Below are 17,150 nucleotides of genomic sequence, written 5' to 3' on the forward strand. Positions count from 1 at the left end.
GACACCTTCCTGTCAACGAGCGGGAGCAATGGTCATGTCACGCCCGTTGCGAATGAACCAGCGGCTCAGTTCGCGGGCTACTAGGTCTCGAAGGTCGCGCTCCGACAGGACAGAGCCCTGAACGGTCACGTTCACCACAGGAGCCGCGCTCTGTGCACTGGCACCCGCGCTGTAGGAACTGCCGCCACCCGGTACCGCGTAGGCGGTACCAGAGCCGAGCGAGGAAGCGCCGAGAGTGGCGGCAGCCATCGACGCGGCAGCGGTAGCGGCAAGGTGGGCGTGATCGTCAATGCCGGCAGCCACGCCCTGGGCGATAGGTGCGCCCACGAGTTGGGCGAACACCCGCGAAGGCGAAGAGATGCCGAGGAACTTTTTCGCGTGATCAAGCGCCCCGTTGGCAAGTTCCCGGATTTTGTCCCACAGCCAAGACGCCCCGTTGGACAGGCCCGAAATGATGCCGCGAACGATGTTCTCGCCAATGGTGGCGAACTTTGATCCGATATTGGAAACCAGATTCCAGGCTTCCTGAAGTTTGCCCGAGACGGTGCTCTTGACCTTCTCGAAAAGGTCAACCAGCGAATGCCAGGCATTCATAATCGGGTCAACCACGGCAGGCTTGATCTTCTTGTCCCAGAAGTCAGACGTCGTGGTGTGGACTTTCTGCCAGGCTCCGACGAGCATGTTATGGATTTTCAGAGCGATTTCTTCTAGCTTGTGGTGCACCCAAAGAATCGGATCAACGATGTAGTGCTGGATCAATTGCCAAGCTGCGGACGCTCCGGATTGGATTTCAGACCACACCCACGTGAAGAATCCGACTACCGCGCCAAACACTTTCCGTGCGGTTTCCTCAATTTGCGTGTGGAAGTGATTCCAGATGCTGAGGAGAATCGCTACTGGAGTCATGAAGATGAGAAGCAGTAGCGGCCACCACTTTTTGAAGAAGCCAACGATGCCGTCAAAGACTTTGCGCGTTCCCTCTGTCAGGACATGCCAGCCCTTGAGGATCGGGTCAACCACGAAGTGGTACGCGGCGGAGAAGAATGCGGTCACGGAATGCCAGGCGTCCACAATGGGCTTGACTATGTGGTCTCGCCACAGTTTCGTTGTCCAGTCCGCGATGGAGTGCCAGGCTTTGACGACCCAATCCGCGATCGCGGACGACACGTTTTTGATCCAGCCCCAGACGTCTTTCCAGTGCATGATCAAAAGGACGATGGCGGCAATGAGCGCCATCACGCCAACAACGATCCAGACCAGCGGATTAGCGAGAAGCGCGACGGCGAAATTCCACGCCGCCACTGTCGCCGCCGCGAGCCCGATTACGAGCACGCCACCAATGACGGCGGCAACCGCGATCATCGCGGACTTGTGCTGTGTCAGCCACTGCGTTGCCTTGGACAGCCAGTCCATGAGTTTGTTCGCCGCTGGCATCAGGGCAGTACCGATTTTGATTCCCAGCGCCTCAATGTGCCCCTTGGCCTCAGCAACGCGCTGATTCCAATTCTTCTGGACGACATCCCAGTCTGCGATTTTGTTTCCGCCGTCTTTGACTCGCTCGTTGATGGAGGCGGTGTTGTCGCGGAACGTCTTCATGTGGTCGCCGGTCAACTCCAGCGCCGCTTGCATCGACTTCGTTCCACCAACCATCGTCGCCAGAGCGCCAATGTAGGTTTGCTGGGCCGGAGGAAGGCCCGCTAGGACTTTCTCGAAGTCGGTGCTGCTACTCGCGGCCTTGCGGAGGTGGTCAACGAGCACGGTTCCCGCTGGGCCCATCTTCGACTGAATGGCGTCGGTCAGCATCGTCAACGTGGACGCGAGACCGTTTTTCCCCAAGTTCATGGAAACGTCAATGGCGTTGAGCCCGAGGGATTTCATTTCCTGGGCCGCTTTACCACTGGGGTTGCTCAACTGGGCGATGGTCTGACGAAGGTACGTCGCCGCGTCAGCGGCCGGCGTGCCCTGAGCGGTCATGGTCGCCATCGCGCCCAAGACCTCATTGAGGCCCACCTTCGCGGTAGCCGCTGTGGGTAGGACAGTGGCCAAGGAGCCCGCTAGGGCCTCCATGGTCGTCTTGCCCGCGCTCTCTGTGGCAATGAGCGCGTTGGTCACCTGGGCGGACTCTGCCGCCCCCTTGCCGTAGGCGTTGAGGGCAGTGGTTACCGCGTCCGTGACGGTCCCCAGTTCAGCGGCACCCACCTTCGCGCCCATCGCGCTAGCGCGAAGAACGGTCAGCGCGTCGGCACCGTGGAAGGACGCGGACTCGACGGTGTACAGGCCCTTGGTGAGTTGTTCCGTGGACGTTCCGACATCGCCGGCCATCTTCAGCACGCCATCGGAGACCAACTTCATGTTGGCTTCTGACTCGCCCGCTCCGGTATGGACTCGGGTCATGGCGCTTTGGAAGTCCGCGCCCATCTCCAAGGTTTTGACGGCAGCACCCGCAGCGGCTACGGCGATGCCGGCAAGGGCGTATTTGGCGACCGTTCCGAGTTTGGCGAGGTTCGCGGACCCTTCCGTTTCCAGGCCCTTGATTTCAGTTTTTGCCTCGCCCATCTTCATTGAGAAGTGTGCGATGTTGCCTCGGAGTTCCACGAATACGGGAGGCAGCGCGCTCAAGGGTTACCTCCCTACTGTGGAGTTATTTGCGGGACATGGACCTGTCCCATGCCTTGACCCATGTCTCGCGCAGGACGACGAGTGAGGCGTCAAGAGCGGGTTTGAAGTACGGGAATTTCGCTTCGAGCTTCCGCTTGTAGAAGTTGCGGATTCCGCCCCTGACCCACACAGCGCCGACCCAATCGACGCCTTGACGTTTCGGAGTGCTCCGGGAGGAGATGCCGGAGAACAGGGCTCCGGTGAAACGGCCTGGGCCGCCGGACCGCTCGACGTGCGGGGGGCTCAAATGCAGGTCCACGGGTTCGGGAGTAGGCCGTGACCTGCCCCGATGGTCCCAACGAGGGCGTCCGCGGAGTCGCTGTTTGACGCCCCGCTTGACGCGGGCCTGATTGGCTTTCGTCGCCGCGAGTGTGGCCCGGTCGACGCGGGCTGTCTGCTTGTCTAGTGCGCGTTCTAGGTTCTCGATACCCTTGAAAAGGGCGCTGAATTCGTCCGGCATCCTCACCCCGATTCGCGTTGCTGCCGGTTGGCCTTCGCCTGATTCACGGTGTCGTCAATCGCGAGGAGCCAATCGAGTTCGCACGCGGCAACGTCGTCTAACTCATGCGGTAAGCGGTGGGTGAGTTTGACGAGTCGCCACGTGCGGAACTTCTCTACCGGCAAGGTGTGCGCATCGTGGGTGAAGGTTCCCTCCAACTGTTGCCTCAGGCGTTGGAGGGTGCGATAGGGGACGCGGCATCATCAGCGCCATCCGGGCTGAAGTCCGGAGTCATGTCCTTGAGGTGCGGGGCGCAAGCCTTCCGCAGACTGGCGTACGCGGCGGACGGCATGTCCAGGAGCGCGTCAACGCTGATCGCGGACTGATACGACCATCCGCCAACGAGAGCGACGACCACAAGATCGTTGAGTTCGTCAATCAGGTCCAGGGCATCCCCGAGCGACGCGGCGACCCGCTCGGACTCGGCGGGGTCATCGAGCGCGTCCGCGCTTGTGGACTGAATGGCGGACATGACGGCCTGCTTGCCGGCTAGCTTGGTCTGCATGCGCACGATCGGACGGCGGAGCCGTTCCGGCACGGCCTGGGGGTCGCGGAGATCCGCCCACGCGCCATCAGGCAGAGAAATACGGTTCACGGTGATCTCCTCTATTTGAACGTGCCGAACGGAAGAGCATTGGTGACGGTGGCTTTGATCGGGCTGTATCCGCCGGACGCGCCGACGTCGGTCACGTTGGCGTCAGCTTCGAAGGTGATCGTGATTTCCGCGTACTTCTTGCCCCGGTTGATTTCCGCCAAGGTGTAAGCGCACTTGGACATGCGCAGCCGGATACCGGAGAGGTTCGCGCCCGTGCCCTGAGTGAAATTGATGTCAAGGGCGGGCTTGGTGTTCTGGAGGTACCGGAGAAGTTCGGTCTCATCCTCCATAACCACGGTCAGCTTCCCGCTGACCTCGACCTCTTCCGACCACAGCGCATAGGGGGCCTGGGAGCCGTCAGCGGCAGGAATCGGCGTGACGGGACGCTTGATTGACACTTCCGCGTCAACCACGTACGTCACGGACGTCCCTGCGATAGCGACCGTGCCTGACCAGCCCGGCATGGGGGTAACAGGCGTGTAGGAGGGGACGGGCACGGTGCCGAGCACCGAGGCGAGGCTGAGCGCCTTCGCGGAGTACTCCAAAAGACCGTCACCGTTGAACTTCAGCGCGCATTCGGAGAACTTGAGCCCCGCGAACTGGCGAGTGGTCAGCCCGTTGAAGTCCGTCACGGTCCACGTGGGCGGCTGAGTGGTGCCGCTGTTGAGCGTGGAGAAAGCGTGAGTGAACGGGGCCGTCACGGGGACGAGAGCGGCACTCGTCGCGTGGGGGTAGGCCAGCGGAGCACCCGTGAGGGGAATCGTGTACGGGCCGGAACCGGTGGGCGTACCGGTTGTGCGGATCTCAGCGATAGGACCCGCGTCGACTTGAACGAGGGTGCCCGCCGGGATCGAGGCGAGAGACAGCACCGAGGAAGCGCCGACGATGGACGCGGCCGTGAGCGTCGTCGCGCCGCTGCCGGTAGGGGTGCCGGTCACGGTCACGTCTCCGAGGAGTGACAGCGGAATACCGATACTGTCGGCGAACACATCACCCGACCAGTCGTATTCGGCGTGCAGGGGGCCGGGAATGTGGTCGTAGGTCTTGACCGCTGACCCGCGCATTCCGTTGTCCGGAAGAAGCTTGAGATGGTCTTTCGGCTTGAGTTCGCCACGGAACGGAACGAACAGCGTGGGTGCTGCGATGGTGCCGGGCGTGGTCTCTTTGCCGAGCCCAAGAATGGAGCGATAAGAGGCAATGGGCATGCTCACACCTCCTTCGGGGTGTCAGGCTTCGGTTTCGTCGCCGCGCGGGTGCGCGTGGCCTCTTCCTCTGGTGGCGTGGGAATCCAACGCCCGTCTCCGGGATCGTCGGGCAGCTCCACGGCGGTGTCTCCGGGGCGGGCAGTCACAGATAGGCCGGGATAGTGCCGCTCGTCTGGGCCGATGTAGTCGAATGCGGGCATGTTCACTCCGTTGATGGCGGCATGTGCCCGCTCGTGGCGGGTCATCGTTCGGCGGGGGTCAGGTGAGCGCATAGACCTCTATCCGTAGGTCCGCGCGGGTGGTACGTCCTTTGTGGTCTTCCTCCGCGTCGGAGGTGTAATCCACTCCGACAGGGCGGGCAACGAGTGCCAGGCCACCTATGGACGGGTCGGCGCGAACGGCGGACTCGGCAACAGCGGCCAGCGCTGCCGCGCGTTCAAAAACTAGGCGGGCGTTGTCTCCGCCTCGATAGCACTCAACGATCACGTGAACGGTGTAGGTCTCATCGAGCCAACCCGCCCCGCCGGAACCGACAGCGGCGTGAACGGCAATTTGGCGGTGCACATCGCCTACGCACACGATGTCTTCGGGCTGATAGGTGCCCGGGGAGTCGTACGCCACCAGCACGCCAGGACCGGCCATCCGCGCGGACAACAGGTCGAACAGCGCGCCCTTGATCGTGGCGACCGTAGACGGAGGAATGGGCGTGGTCATTAGGCGATTCCCGGGGGTCGGCGGTGGGGCGCGAGAAGTTCCGTGACGCGGTTGGGGACAGCGAATCCGATCGGGATACGGTCGGAATCCCCGTCATAGGCCGCTCCGCTACTGCCGAACTTGGGGCGTCCGCCCTGTTGGGTGAGTTGCCACAGATGGCGGATCAATTCCAGGGCACCCAAGCGCACGTTGTAAGGCACATCAGCGCGTGCGGCCGTGTAGGTGACGCGAATATTTTTGGCACCCTGGGCGAAGCGCGCAGCCTCACCGGAGAACGTCCGGCGGGTGAGTTGACCTGTCAGCAAATCAACGGTGAAGCCGAACGCGTTGGATTGCGACCCAAGGGGCTGTTCGGTCAGCGGGAAGGCCGCAAGGCCGTAGTACTCGGTTGCCGACAGGATCGCGGTTACCGGCTGCCAGGCCAACACCAGGGTGGGGCTGCCGCCGTCGAACCATTCGGTATGCGTCTCGGGAAGGATCGGCCCAACGATGTTACGAATGATCGGAGTCGCCGCGAGAATGAAGCCGGTCAGTTCGTCGTTTTGACTCGAATCTGTCAACGGAATGTTGAGGTGGGCTTTGACACTGGGAAGGTCAACGACTTGCTCAACCCCTGCGGGGCGGACCTGAAACTGTGTCTCGGACACCCACGAGAAGCCGGAGCCGGTAGCCGACCAACGCACGAGGTACGTTCCCGCTGCCGCCAAGGGCGGCACGATCGCGGAATACAGGCCCGTCCCGGTGTTGGTGACCGGAGGCGTCTGCGTGCTGGCGTCGGGGTTCGTCACGGTCACGATGACCGTCGTCGCGTTGGCGGGCTGCCCGGTGTCGTTGGTGACGGTCACGGACAGCGGCACATCTTGGCCTGTGAGATACACCAGAGACACGGGGCAGCTCCCTTCTACGGTCTGGCGTTGGCGCGGGCCTTTCGGGGCGTGGTCGCCGCGTCGAGCCGATCGAGGACAGCGGCGATGTCTGCGCGCTCGGGAGCGTCGACTTCGGCCCCGTCTGAGGCCCGCCGGGTCGGGGTGAGCGCGTCGAGGTAGCGGGCGGCCTCAGCGCGGGCGGGGGCTGCGATGGCCGCGAGTTCGGCGCGCACGGCTGCGGCCGTGTCGGTGGCCTTGGCGTTGGTGGCGTCGCTGAGTTCGTCCAGGAGCCCACGGGCGTAGTTGAAGAAGTTCACGGGCGTTTCTCCGCATCAAGGCGCACCCCTCGAAGCCCCACGGGTGGCGGGAGCGTCGAGGGGCGCGGGGGTGGGCTAGAACGTCGGAGCAACCAAGCCCGTGCCGTTGATCGTGGCAATGGACTGCGGGTAGCGGCCTGCCTGAAACGACAGGTAGTTGTACAGGCGAAGCAGGACGCTCATGTTCTGGGCGTAGGTCTGCTGGAAAGCCTCAGCCCTGACCTGTCCCTCCCACAGCCACAGATCCTCGCTGCGCATCAGGTAGATGGTGTCCTGATTGGAGCCCGCGCCGACCGTGGTCGGAATGAGCGCGTCCACGTACACCGGGAGTCCGAGGATCGAACCGACGTAGCCCTGTGACACCTGAGTGTCAAGATTGCCGGCTGCGTTGTTCGGCCCGCCAGCGGCCGGCACGATGAGCGGCCGGTTCTGGGAGTCAAGCTGGGCCTCACACCACGCCCACCGACGCGGATGCATCACGATCGCGTCCGGCGGAAGGTAGCGGGACGTGTGGATGGCCTGAATGGCTCCGGCGATCTTGGAGTACAGGGCCGCGAGCGTCGGGGTAGCCGACGTGTACGTGATGGCCTGGGTACCGGCGAGGATCAGGAGCCCGGTGACCTGGCCGGCGGCACCGGACCCGTAGAGGGTCTGGACGTTGACCTGGCGGCCGTAGTCGGCTGCCAGGTCCGCCAGGACCACCTCATCAACGTTGAGCGGGCTCTGCTCCAGGAGCTGGAGAGAAATCGTCTGCCCGCCCGCGATCGTCACGACCGGGCTGGACACGCTCGTGGTCGTCAGGTCCGTCTGCGGGATACCCGTGTTCTGGGTGGCCTGCACACCCACGACCGTGCCGGTGGACACCTTCGGGATGTTGATCGAGTCGGTACCGGGCGGCACGACACCCTGACGAACGAGGTTCGCGGACACCCGCCCGGGGCGGGCGTAGCGAACGAACTGCTCTTCGAGCCACAGCGGCGGAACGAACTCCCCGCCCGCGCTGTTGACGGTCGACAGGGCGCGGGACTCGGCCGCGTTGCCGTTGTCGGTGCGTGCCCGGTTGTTGCGGATCAGCCGGTCGTGGGCGTCACGGTCGCCCTTCTCGCGGGCGTTGTACAGGTCCTTGAAGTAGGACAGGTTCCCGTCACGCCGGTACACCTCAGGCTCAGCGGTGACCCGCGCCGGAGCGGGGGTGTCGTAGCGCTTGGACACTTCGGCTGCCGCGTCTGAGCGGGTGACCATCTCGTCCAGCTCCGCCAGGCGCTCATCAAGGGCGGTCAGTTCGGTGCGGATCTCCTGAAAGCGCGTCTCCTCAACGGTGTTGAGGTTGCGGGCTTCGGCCTTCGGGGCCTGGGTCAGCGTGTCCAGCTCGACACCGAGCGCGGCACGCCTTGCCAGGAGCTTGGTAATGAGTTCCCTCACGTAAAACTCTCCTTGGGGTGGGGAAGGGGTGGGCGTGCCCGAACGCGGGCAAGCGAAAGCCCCGGACCGCGAAGGCGGCCGGGGCGGAAAAACGTCAACAGAAGACGTAAGAACGTCTCGGAGATAACGTCAGCGACGCTGAGAGGTCAGACGCGGCGGAGTGTGGAACTGGCGGTACGCGTCGACCACGGCGGCGGGAAGCCCGCCGGGGCAGTCGGGCACCTTCGGGAAGTTCTCCGCGCCGAACTCGAGGTTCAGCCGGTCGAAGAGTTCGCGCCGCTCGGCCGCGCTGAGCCGGTCGACGGCCTGGGTACCGCGAAGGCTCGCGCCAGCGGTTGCCGGGTTCGCGCCGTAGTTGACGGCGCTCACGTCTCCCTTGTGGAGGTCTACGGCTGTGATGTCGCGCTGGCTGTAGTCGGGTGACCAGGACTGCCCAGTGACCCTGAACGCGAAGCTCATTTCATCGACGTCTCCCCGCTCCATCGCGGAGCGCAGGCCCGCAACGATCGGGGACGCGGGGTCTAGCGGGGCCTCGACGGCAAGGCCGGTGGAGTCCTCCGCGAGGGTGAGTGTGCCGCTCTTGGTCCGCGCGAGCGTGAGCCCGCCGTGGTTGACCAAGAACGCCACATCGGCGTTGTCCGCCAGGGTCTGACGGAACGCCCCGGACAACACCTGTTCGTTGTAGGAGCCGAGCCAGTCCGCCATTTCGTAGAGCGTGTTCGTGACGCAGGCGTAGCCCGAGAAAGTCAGGGCCTCTCCGCCGGTGCCGTTGGGGGTTGAGCGGAGTTCTACGCCCGTGTAGCTGATCGTTCGGTACTCGACGGCCCCGAGTGGGTAGCCGGTCGCGCGGGTCTGGACGGTCACGGGGTTGGTCCCTCCTCGGGTGGTCCGTTGTTGCCGTTCTGGTCACTGGACGCGGACGGCCCATCAGGGCCAGGGGCCACCGCGGATTCGTCTTTGCCCGTAGTGGCGCTGTTCAACGGCATGGTGATGTCGTCTCCGCCGGCAATCGGTGGGTAGTTCTCCAGTGCGCGAATCTCGTTGGTCGTCAACACTCCGGCGGTACGCGCGGCCGTGTAGACCCCGAAGCGGCTGGGGGTGTCCGTCCGCAGAAGGCCCGCGAGGTTGAAGCGGGCTACCTGGGGCTTGGGGAGCAACGCTGACCACGCGTCTTCGATCCGGCCTGTCCAGCTTTCGAGGGTGAAGCGGGAGAATCCAAGGGCCTGTTGCTCGATGCCGGCACCCCATGAGGTGGTGCGGTCGACGCGCCCGAGCATGTGCGGCGGGATGCCGTAGAGCATCGCGATATCAAGGTTTTGGGCTTCGCGGGTTGCCAGGAACTGGGCGTCTTCAGGGCTGACGCTGATCGGGGTCCAGGACGCGCCCCCGGTCAGCACGCCGACCGTGTGGGCGTTGCGGAGTCCCGTGTGAGACGCGGTGAACCGCTCTTTGAGTTGCCGCGCGCGTTCGTTGTCGAGGTCTCCGGGTACCTGCACGATGCCGGACAGGTGAGCGCCGGAGCCGAAGAAGCGGGAGCCGTACTCTTCGGCAGCCAAGCCGAGTCCGATTGCCTGTCGGGCGTAGGAGATGACGGACAGGCCAACGTCCGCGCCTGGGGTTGACATGCCGACCATGTGCAACATGTCGAACGGGTCGACTGGCACGCGGTCAACGGTGAATTCCTTCTGTCCGCCGGTCACGGTGACCCGTACGCGGTCGGGGTGCAGGACTCGCAGCATGGACGGTCGGCCTACCGCGTCGCGTTCGATGACCGCAGCAAACGCGTTGCCCCGTAGGAGCAGCGACACCATGAGCTGAGCCAGGCCGGTACGCCGCGAGGGGTAGCGAAGATCGTTCGCGCCCCCGAAAGGGTCGGAGATGATGCGCGGGGCGGGGTCGAGCTGTTCGCGGATCTTCCCGCGCATCCGTACCGCGTCGAGGGGCAGACCGGCGACGGCTTCGGAGATGATCCGCACGCACGCCATGACGACCAGGAGGGACAGGGCGGTTTCCTCGGTCACGGTCACGCCCGCGTTGGACAGCGTGTTGAGGCTGCCGTTGCTGGGAATCGCCCACGGGTCACCGGAGCCGGAAGGGGACAACGCGCGCTTGCTCAGCGCGCGGCGGAGGATGCTCACCGGGCCTCACCCGCTCGACGGCGGGTGAGATATCCACAGGCTGTGGACATGCCCCGGCGGGCGGTTGACAGCAACGTGTCAACTGGCGCCCCATCGAGTGCGCGCCCCACGAGGAGGAGACACAGCCCAGCGGCAGCCCAACCGGCGACCGGGGACAGGATCGCGGCAGCGACCACGAGGCAGGCAAGGCCCGCCAGTTCAGCCAGGGTTGACAGCACCGTGTCACCTCCTTGTCCGGTCACAGGTCGTCCCACGCGAGAAAGTCCACGTCGGGGTTTTCAACAGGGGTTTGAACGGCCCGTTCCAGGGCCATCACGGCAGCAACCGCAAGGTCAATGCGGCGGGTGGAGTGCTTGTGTTCCTTGTAGATCCGCGTACCGCGCGAGTCGGCTTTCAGAACCGCATTGCCGATGTGGCGAGCCAGGCGCGCGTCCCCGGATTGGGTGAGCTGCCGGTTGACGGCAGCCTCATAGAACCGGGTCGTAGCCGGGGTCATCCGGGCTGCCGACTGGGGGAACTCCACCACCGGAAGCCCTTCGTCTTCCAAGACTTGGTAGGTGCGTGCCCACCGGTAGGGGTCACAGACGATCTCGCGGACTTGCCAGCGGCGACAGGCTTCCCGGATGGCCTCTTCCACATCGAGGATCGGCACTCGCCATCCGTCACCATCGGCCGGACGCTCCCACAGCTCCACCACATCGACATGCGGAATCTCGGCACAACTGACCACAACAAGGGCTGTGCTGTCGCCGTTGAAACTTCCGTCAAAACCTAGGCACACCTCGGAGCCATCGGGGATCGTCGCGGAGGGGTCCGCGCACGCGTCCCACGCGCCAGCCGGCAGCCACGTTGACGTGCCGGACACCCACGTGTTGGTGCGCTTGATCCGAAACTCAGCCTCAGGGGTCCGCAGCACAGCGGACGCGAAGTCCTCCGCGTCCACGAGGTCCCCGAAGCCGGGGTTGGCCTCCCGCCAGGTGGCGGGGTCGCGGTGGTCCGCGTCGAGGTTGACGGGCTCCCACCACGCCATGAAGAACGACGGGTCAACCACTTCGCCTAGGGCTACGCGTTTGCCGTACTCATACAGCGAGTAGCACAGGCTGTCTCGCCCCGAGGAGTCGTAACGGCTCCCGGCGGTCGTGATGCCGATCATGAGCGGGGAGGATCGTGCGCCCATGGCTAGGGCCATCACGTCCCAGAGTTCCCGGTTGGCCTGAACGTGCACTTCATCGAAGAGCGTCAGGGTCGGGTTCAGGCCCTCTTTCGTGTAGCTCTCAGACGACAGGACGCGATAGATGGAGCCTGATTCGGGGTGCTCGATGGCGTCGCGGTAGAGCTTCAGGCAACTTGACAGATGCTCGTCAAGTTCGACCATCCGCCGGGCGGCAGCGAAGACGATCCTTGCCTGTTCGCGGTCACCCGCGCACGAGTAGACCTCTCCGCCCTGGGGGCCGAAGCGCAGACCGTCAAGGGCGATGCCCGCGCCTAGGGCGCTTTTGCCGTTCTTGCGGGCAACGCCGATCAGGGCCTGACGGTGCCGGTAGCGCCGATCGGCGCGGCGCGCCAGGAGGAACCGCAGAAGCTTGTGTTGCCAGCCGCGAAGCTCAAGAAGCGTCCCGGCTGAGCCGGCTACGGAGTCTTTGGTGATGCGGCAAAACGTCTCGATGAAATCGGCGGTGTCCGGTCCGCCGCTCGCGGACAGTTCCGCGTCGGTGACCGGGGTCAGCCAGCGGGGAGGCCAGCCAGGCGTCAGGAGGTCCACGCGGTGACCTCCTCGGCGGGCTAGGGAACCGCGCCCCGCTGGGCGCGACGGTTGGCCATCTCATCGAGGAGAGAGACCTTCTTGACTTCGGCGTAGCCGAGACGGGAACGGTCAGCGGGCGTGAAGCCGCACAGCGATTCCCAGCGGGTCATCTGGGCTTCAAGGGCGCGAAGGTGCGTCAGCAACGGGTGTGGCCGGGGCTGCCCCTGGGAACCGGCGACCATGTAGCCGTCAGCGGCTATCTGTTCCCGCATGGCTTGGCGCTCGTCGTGCGCCTCAGCGAGGCGCGTCAACACGTCAAGGTCAGTCGTCAACGACAGCCAGCCTTGACCGGCTGTCCACAGCCGCTCCCACACAGCCGCGCCGATCTCCCCCAGCGTGGCCGGAGGATCGGGCACGGCCGCGACGGCGGCAAGGTGCACGACCGGGGCGGGTAGCTCCCGCCCACCGGAGTCACGACCGGGAGAGCGCCCCATGAGGCGCTTGCGTTCAACCGGGGTCGTCGGGCGGCCACCGGGCATGGCGACCACCCCTCACGATTTGCGGAGAGGTGAAAAAACCTCTGAGTTTTGAGATTCTGTGCGCGCAGTTGAAGGCCGGGTCCATTCGGGCATTCCGCCGAAGTTTGACCCTCCCCCCTCTTGTTCGTTTTCGCCCCGCTTCGCGGGCCTGAGCGTGAGGAGCCGCGCGCGGAGCGCGCCCTTGGCTGTCGGTCGGCTTCCTGCCTACCGGTCACGCTTGGCGCTGTTGCACGAGTGACACAGCACGGCGAGGTTGGACCGGTCGTCGGTGCCGCCCTTGGACTTCGGGATCACGTGGTCTGCGGTCAGCGCCTGGGCGCTGTGACCGTCACGTCTCCACCCTGGGCACCACTGGCCGTAGAGGGCCACGTGTTCAGAGACAACGGCAGCGCGTAGGCGCTGCCAGGCGATGCCGTATCCACGGGCGGTAGCCGATCCACGAAGGCGGGGATGCTCAACCCGCCAGCGGGCCTGGCATCGGTCACAGCGCGAGGGGTTGGTGTGCAGGGCAGGGCAGTCGAGGCACGGACGGCGAGGCACGAAACCCTAAACCTCGCTCCCGGAGAATCTTCTGAAATCTTTTGGTTTCCCTAGAGGTGCCCGTTAAGGGCACCCACCTAGCGGGAGCGCAACCCGAGGGGGTCTCAACCGCTAGGTGGGGCGTTAAGCCCCCCGGTGTGCAGGCGTAGAAGGGTGTTCCTGATCCGGGGGTGGTCTGGGCTAGGGACACCCCTAAGGTGTGCCCTTTGCTCAAGCAAAGACCGACACAAGCCATCGACTAGACTTGATCCTTCGCGCTTACGCGCGGTCTTGGACTGCCTGAGGGTAGTCCTAACGTACTAAGAGGGCCTGTCTGATCTTGTCCATTTCTTCCCCTTCGCCATCGGGCGAAGGAATGAGAACAAGTAGCTAACAGGACTACCTATCTGGGGCTAGCACTTCGTGCTTGCCACTTGCTTGCCATGCATTTAAGGCATGGTTTTTGTGAGTCGCTTCGCTCCTCACTTACTAGTAGGTTCCTTCGTTGCCGAACCAGGAAACCCTGTGACTCAGCTCACGTCTTGGCCCCTTGAAAATCGGACACAAGGTAACCCTTAGTGCGACACGAGTGTCACGGTGGCGGATTGTGACGCCGATCACATCACATCAAAAGACCTTGCCGAACACTGATCGTCAGGAGCACGCTTTCACCTTCCACCGGGCCTACTCGGACCGGTCGATAGCACAAGAGGTGAGTCCTGAGTGAGCATTATGCGCGAGTTCGGAATTTATGGACCGGAACCCGACGCCAACTCTCCTAAAAGGAGGAACATCCGCCTGGCGGTCGGGCTGGATGTGGAAGCCCAAGAGCCGCACCTTGGCAGCGCGGGGGTTGCCAAGTCGACAGGTTTCCTAAGGGTTAGGGCCGCTCGACGGCTCCGCCGCAGGAAGTGACGCAGGTCACAGTTAGAACGGTTGTTCGAATCACTAAGTTGACCTAAGGTTGGGTCTCAGCTTCACGGTAAGGCGGCAGGGGAGACACCCTTCGGCATCCTGCCCGCCTTGCGTAACACCAACAATCGAACATTGTGAGTAGGTCTCTGGCCTACGTCGTCGGATGTGCCGTAGAGCTTCCCCGACACAGAGTCACCAAGTCCGCGCAGCGCCCTTCGGGGTCTGACGGCAGCACGCTAGCCCTTCTGGGCGGAGTGTGCCGGTACCACCGCAACCACATACGCACCATGGCAAGGGCGGTCCTTCGGGGTCGCCCTTGTCGCGTTCTACGGGGGTAGACGTGACGCCAGGATTCGTGATCCACGGGCGGGCTCTCGATCGAGCCGCCAGCCTCAACCACCACAGCGCCCACGGCCTGACCTGGGCGGAGTACTGCCAGACCTACTACGGCATTGGCCCCGACGAAGCCGAAGAGTTGATCAGCGCGGCTGCCGCCTGGGACTACCTAGTTCAGACGCCCCGCACGCTCGCTAGCCTCGCGCGGGAGCTGTGGCGCTCGATCAGCAACGGAGAGCAGCCGTGAGACTCGCGCTGGACAACAAGACCGCCCCGGACGGCAGGCCGCTCGGTTCGGCGTGCGGGCCTTCCTGCCTGCCGCTTCGAGGCCAAGTGATGGCGCATTGCTCGGTCTGTCACAACACCTTCGGGGGCGTGACGCACTTCGACGCTCACCGTTCCGGGGGCTACTGCCATGACCCCGCGAGCAAGGGCCTTGTCCGCGAAGCCGGCCTATGGGCCACGGAGGAAGGGCACGACAAGCGGCGCGACTCCGCCGCGTTGATGGAAAAGGCCCGCGCATCGAGAGGAAAGAATGCACAGATCAGTAAGCCAGTTGGGGACGTACTCGCGCTGTTCTGAGGCGTACCGCCTTGAGCGCATCGAGCAAGTTCCGCAACGGCCCGCAGCATGGACCATGCAGGGAACCGCGTTTCACGTCGCGGTAGAGCAGTGGGAGCGAAGCGGCAGGAGCATTGACCCGCTGCCCATCTTCTACGCCGAATATGACCGGCTGATCGAAGAGGCGAAGGCCCGTGCCTGACCTTGACGTGTGGATGAGAGCCCCCCGCATCACGACGGAGAATGACATAGAACGGCGAAGGGAAACCGGAGCCAGCCAGGTTCTCACCTACTGCGCTGAGGCCCGCTCCGCACCGTGGAAGGTGTGGGAGCTGCCAGACGGCACGCCCGCGCTCGAAGTCGCCTTTCGGCTGTTGCTGGGCGAAATCGAGGTGTGGGGAGCCATTGACCAAGTGCTGATCTGGCCAGACGGTCAACTCTCCGTTCGGGACCTGAAGACCGGCAACAAGCCCGTGAGCCACATTCAGCTAGGCGTCTACGCACTGGCTATCAACGAGATGTTCGGAGAGGACATCCGTTACGGCGACTACTGGCTAGCCAAGACCAGCGAGGCAAGCGGAATGATCGACCTTTCCAGTTACACGGCCGACTACCTGACTGCCGCGTTCGCGGCCTTGAACCGGGGCATTGAGGCCCGCGTGTTCCTTCCCAACCTGACGGATTCCTGCCGCATCACGTGCGGCGTAAGGGACTACTGCCGGGAGTTCGGGGGTGCCTGATGCAGACGCTATCCCGCGCTCTCCAGAGCCGAGACGGGGAAGGCAAAGCCCTCCCGGTTGTCTTTCCCACGCTCGAAGCCATGGGGGCGCGATTTCGCACCGGTCAGCTTGTGCTGATCGCCTCCGGCCCCGGTGGGGGAAAGAGCGCCTTCGCAACGACGTTGGCGCTTAGGTCGAAAGTCCCCACGCTGTACCTGTCTCCGGACTCGGACCGAACCACACTCGGAACCCGCATCGCGGGCAGCCTGACGGGTGACAAGGTCCGCGACGTTGAAGAGGCGTTGTACACCGGCAAGGGCGCGAAGTTCTTTGACGCCATCGTGTCAAACACGGCGCATATCCGCTTCAGCTTCGACGCTGGGCCAACGCTCGATGACATAGACGAAGAGGTGATGTGTTACGAGCGGGTGCACGGACGCTATCCGCAATTAATGGTGGTCGACAACCTGAAAGACTGCTACGTCGAAGAGAACGGCGACGGCGGGGAGCACGTCCGCTACGGACGCGTCATCGACTACCTACATGAACTGACGCGACTAACCGGCATGTGCGTGGTCATTCTTCACCACTTGACCGGGCGCTACGAAGACGGAGAAGAGCCCGCCCCGTTGTCTGCGCTACTCGGCAAAGTGGGCAAGACCCCGCGCTTGATCCTCACCATTCACAGGCCGGACGAATTCCATATGGGAGTGTCGATCGTCAAGAACTCCAACGGGCGCATGGACCCTTCCGGCTACTTCAACACCCTCATTCCCTATGACCGCGAAACGCAGATTCTAGGAGGGCTCTAATTGGCCAGCCCGCGCTACAGCAAGACGAAGGGCAGGGATGCCGAAAACGCCGTTGTCGACTACCTCAGGGCTCAGGGCTTCGCCAACGTGGAGCGCCGACGCCTCGCCGGAGCTAATGACCGGGGCGACCTGACCGGGCTACCCGGGGTCGTGGTCGAAGTGAAGGCGGAGAAGAGCTACAAGGTCAAGGAATGGCTCCGTGAGGCAGAGACCGAGCGGGCCAACGACGCGGCGGACCTGGGCGTTGTCTGGGCCAAGATTCCGGGCGGCACCGACCCCGGACAGTGGGTCGTGATGATGACCGGGGAGACGTTCGTCAGAGAGTGCCTTCGAGGGTGGTTCGGGGTGGTGGATGCCCCGACAGGCCCGCAGTAAAGGCCCCGACATTCGCCCGGTGCTCCGGCACTACGCCGTTGAGCACAAGCCCGAGAAAGACGGATGGCAGCCCGTACTGTGCTGCGTCCACAGTGAAGACAGACCTAGCGCGAGAGTCCATCTCGATCTAGGTCTTTTCTATTGCCATGGCTGCGGATTCTCCGGAACAGCTATCGGCCTGATCCAACACGGGGAGGACATTGATTACCGGAGTGC

The 17,150-nt window shown here is 64.0% G+C and carries 19 protein-coding genes and 1 pseudogene; 7 read left to right on the forward strand and 13 right to left on the reverse strand.

What is annotated here, in order from left to right:
• Positions 1–12: 12 nt before the first annotated feature.
• From IW245_RS31700 to IW245_RS41855, 13 genes are all read right to left on the reverse strand, one after another.
• Positions 13–2,619, reverse strand: coding sequence for a phage tail tape measure protein (locus tag IW245_RS31700; protein ID WP_197006790.1), 2,607 nt, complete (start codon positions 2,617–2,619; stop codon positions 13–15).
• A 704-nt stretch (positions 2,620–3,323) separates the two neighbouring features.
• Positions 3,324–3,752, reverse strand: coding sequence for a hypothetical protein (locus IW245_RS31705; protein WP_197006791.1), 429 nt, complete (start codon positions 3,750–3,752; stop codon positions 3,324–3,326).
• Positions 3,753–3,763: 11 nt separating this feature from the next.
• Positions 3,764–4,957, reverse strand: a complete 1,194-nt coding sequence (locus IW245_RS31710; protein WP_197006792.1) for a phage tail tube protein — start codon at positions 4,955–4,957, stop codon at positions 3,764–3,766.
• 2 nt (positions 4,958–4,959) lie between these two features.
• The gene (locus IW245_RS31715; protein WP_197006793.1) at positions 4,960–5,157 is read right to left on the reverse strand and encodes a hypothetical protein; all 198 of its coding nucleotides are present in this window, start codon (positions 5,155–5,157) and stop codon (positions 4,960–4,962) included.
• Positions 5,158–5,215: 58 nt separating this feature from the next.
• Positions 5,216–5,671 (reverse strand): hypothetical protein, encoded by a 456-nt coding sequence (locus IW245_RS31720; protein ID WP_197006794.1) that lies wholly within the window; start codon positions 5,669–5,671, stop codon positions 5,216–5,218.
• Complete coding sequence (locus tag IW245_RS31725) at positions 5,671–6,558, reverse strand: hypothetical protein (protein WP_197006795.1); 888 nt, start codon at positions 6,556–6,558, stop codon at positions 5,671–5,673. Before IW245_RS31725 ends, IW245_RS31720 begins: the two co-directional genes overlap by 1 nt.
• 14 nt (positions 6,559–6,572) lie before the next feature.
• A complete protein-coding gene (locus tag IW245_RS31730; RefSeq protein ID WP_197006796.1) occupies positions 6,573–6,854 on the reverse strand; it encodes a hypothetical protein in 282 nt (93 codons plus the stop codon).
• Positions 6,855–6,929: 75 nt separating this feature from the next.
• Positions 6,930–8,276: a phage major capsid protein gene (locus IW245_RS31735; RefSeq protein ID WP_197006797.1), complete on the reverse strand. Its 1,347-nt coding sequence runs from the start codon at positions 8,274–8,276 to the stop codon at positions 6,930–6,932.
• A gap of 129 nt (positions 8,277–8,405) precedes the next feature.
• On the reverse strand, positions 8,406–9,140 hold the full coding sequence (locus tag IW245_RS31740) for an HK97 family phage prohead protease (RefSeq protein ID WP_197006798.1): 735 nt from the start codon (positions 9,138–9,140) through the stop codon (positions 8,406–8,408).
• Positions 9,137–10,414, reverse strand: a complete 1,278-nt coding sequence (locus tag IW245_RS31745; RefSeq protein WP_197006799.1) for a phage portal protein — start codon at positions 10,412–10,414, stop codon at positions 9,137–9,139. The genes IW245_RS31740 and IW245_RS31745 overlap by 4 nt, the downstream gene beginning before the upstream one ends.
• A gap of 238 nt (positions 10,415–10,652) precedes the next feature.
• Positions 10,653–12,176 carry a terminase large subunit domain-containing protein gene (locus IW245_RS31750; RefSeq protein ID WP_197006800.1) on the reverse strand — a complete coding sequence of 508 codons (1,524 nt, stop codon included), beginning with the start codon at positions 12,174–12,176 and terminating at the stop codon, positions 10,653–10,655.
• 20 nt (positions 12,177–12,196) lie between these two features.
• A complete protein-coding gene (locus IW245_RS31755) occupies positions 12,197–12,598 on the reverse strand; it encodes a phage terminase small subunit P27 family (RefSeq protein ID WP_197006801.1) in 402 nt (133 codons plus the stop codon).
• A gap of 303 nt (positions 12,599–12,901) precedes the next feature.
• Positions 12,902–13,237 carry an HNH endonuclease gene (locus IW245_RS41855; RefSeq protein ID WP_307788928.1) on the reverse strand — a complete coding sequence of 112 codons (336 nt, stop codon included), beginning with the start codon at positions 13,235–13,237 and terminating at the stop codon, positions 12,902–12,904.
• Between the two features lie 1,234 nt (positions 13,238–14,471).
• Between IW245_RS41855 and IW245_RS31765 the strand changes: the two genes are divergently transcribed.
• The 7 genes and pseudogenes from IW245_RS31765 to IW245_RS42760 form a co-directional block, all read left to right on the forward strand.
• Positions 14,472–14,714 (forward strand): hypothetical protein, encoded by a 243-nt coding sequence (locus IW245_RS31765; RefSeq protein ID WP_197006803.1) that lies wholly within the window; start codon positions 14,472–14,474, stop codon positions 14,712–14,714.
• Positions 14,711–15,049 (forward strand): FDXHR family putative zinc-binding protein, encoded by a 339-nt coding sequence (locus tag IW245_RS31770; RefSeq protein WP_197008957.1) that lies wholly within the window; start codon positions 14,711–14,713, stop codon positions 15,047–15,049. Before IW245_RS31765 ends, IW245_RS31770 begins: the two co-directional genes overlap by 4 nt.
• Positions 15,003–15,230 (forward strand): PD-(D/E)XK nuclease family protein, encoded by a 228-nt coding sequence (locus IW245_RS42755; RefSeq protein ID WP_197006804.1) that lies wholly within the window; start codon positions 15,003–15,005, stop codon positions 15,228–15,230. The genes IW245_RS31770 and IW245_RS42755 overlap by 47 nt, the downstream gene beginning before the upstream one ends.
• Positions 15,223–15,768 carry a PD-(D/E)XK nuclease family protein gene (locus tag IW245_RS31780; protein WP_197006805.1) on the forward strand — a complete coding sequence of 182 codons (546 nt, stop codon included), beginning with the start codon at positions 15,223–15,225 and terminating at the stop codon, positions 15,766–15,768. The genes IW245_RS42755 and IW245_RS31780 overlap by 8 nt, the downstream gene beginning before the upstream one ends.
• Entirely contained in the window at positions 15,768–16,559 is a 792-nt protein-coding gene (locus tag IW245_RS31785; RefSeq protein ID WP_197006806.1) for a DnaB-like helicase C-terminal domain-containing protein, read from the forward strand. Before IW245_RS31780 ends, IW245_RS31785 begins: the two co-directional genes overlap by 1 nt.
• On the forward strand, positions 16,560–16,934 hold the full coding sequence (locus IW245_RS31790; RefSeq protein ID WP_197006807.1) for a hypothetical protein: 375 nt from the start codon (positions 16,560–16,562) through the stop codon (positions 16,932–16,934). It begins immediately after the preceding gene.
• A pseudogene (locus IW245_RS42760) lies at positions 16,912–17,115 on the forward strand (CHC2 zinc finger domain-containing protein); the annotation flags it as partial. The gene IW245_RS31790 and the pseudogene IW245_RS42760, both read left to right, overlap by 23 nt.
• Positions 17,116–17,150 lie beyond the last annotated feature (35 nt).

The organism is Longispora fulva (genome assembly GCF_015751905.1).
Classification (GTDB): Bacteria; Actinomycetota; Actinomycetes; order Mycobacteriales; family Micromonosporaceae; genus Longispora; species Longispora fulva.